Raw genomic sequence first — 1,181 nt, forward strand, 5'->3', positions numbered from 1 at the left:
CGCGCCAGCAGCCGGGTGCCGCGAGCCGGTCGGAGTCGTGCAGCAGGACGGTGCCGCCGCCGCGCAGGTCCGCCGCGACCAGGGCTCGCACGGACGCCGGGGTGGCGTCGGCCGTCCAGTCCTTGCCCCAGGCCGACCACAGCACCGGCCGCAGCCCGGCCCGCCGCGCGGCCAGCCAGCGTCCGGAGGTGAGGATCCCGTAGGGCGGGCGGTACCACTGCGGCCGGTGGCCGGAGATGTCGTGCAGCGCACGGACGGCCCGGGCGACCTGCTCGGCGTCCCGGGCGGGGGCCGGGCACCAGGGACGGTCGTGCGTCCAGCCGTGCACCGCGAGTTCGTGTCCGCGCCGGGCGGTCTCCCGGACCAGCGCGTGATGGCGCACCACACGCTCGCCGAGCACGAAGAAGGTGGCCCGTACGCCGAGTTCGTCCAGGGTGTCGAGGAAGCGCGGTGTGGACGCCGGGTCCGGGCCGTCGTCGAAGGTCAGCGCGATGTGCCGGCGGCGGCCGGTGCCGGCGAGCCGCGGGAACAGCAGCAGCCGTACGCCCGGGAGCCAGGTGGCCGCCGGTCCGATGTGCGCGGCGGCGACGGCGGCCGGCACCAGGACGGCCGCCGTCCGCCAGGGACTGCCGGACCTCGGGGACATCGCTGACCTGCCTTCCTGTTCGCGTTCTCACCGGTGGAGCCGATGCAGGAGTTCGCCGGTGCCGTCGCCGCCTCGCGCGGACGCGTCCCACGCCCGGCCGGCGGTCGGTGCCCGGGCCAGCCCGACGCTGCCCGCCCCGATCAGCACGACGCCGATCGCCTCCGGCAGCATCCGCAGCCCGAGGTGGACGGTCTCGGCGAACAGCGCCCAGCCGAGGACGACGCTGGTGAGCGCGTCGCCGAGGGTGAGTGCGGGCTGGGAGGCGGTGAGCGAACCGGCGCCGAACGCGCTCTGCATCAGCAGGAAGGCGACGATTCCGGCCCCGACGGTGGCGTACGGCGACCAGTGCGTGAACATCGCCGCGGTCCCGTGTCCGAGCCGCCCCACGGCCTCCTTGAGCAGCGCGGCGGTGGTGGCGAAGCACACGGCGGAGGCCAGACCGAGCAGCGCGGCGCGGGGCGCACCCCTCGTCGGCCGAGCGGCGGCTACGAGCAGCACGACCGCTCCGAGCGCCCCGCCGCCGCCCAGCAGCCAG

At 76.6% G+C, this 1,181-nt stretch carries 2 protein-coding genes; both read right to left on the reverse strand.

Annotated elements, in window-relative coordinates:
- Positions 1 to 646 (reverse strand): polysaccharide deacetylase family protein (locus M878_RS54255; protein ID WP_023544867.1); only part of this gene is annotated, 646 nt, incomplete at its 3' end.
- Positions 647 to 673: 27 nt separating this feature from the next.
- A partial coding sequence (locus tag M878_RS54260) for a DMT family transporter (protein ID WP_023544868.1) occupies positions 674 to 1,181 on the reverse strand: 508 nt, incomplete at its 5' end.

The sequence above is a fragment of the Streptomyces roseochromogenus subsp. oscitans DS 12.976 genome, from assembly GCF_000497445.1.
In the GTDB taxonomy this organism is placed as follows: domain Bacteria; phylum Actinomycetota; class Actinomycetes; order Streptomycetales; family Streptomycetaceae; genus Streptomyces; species Streptomyces oscitans.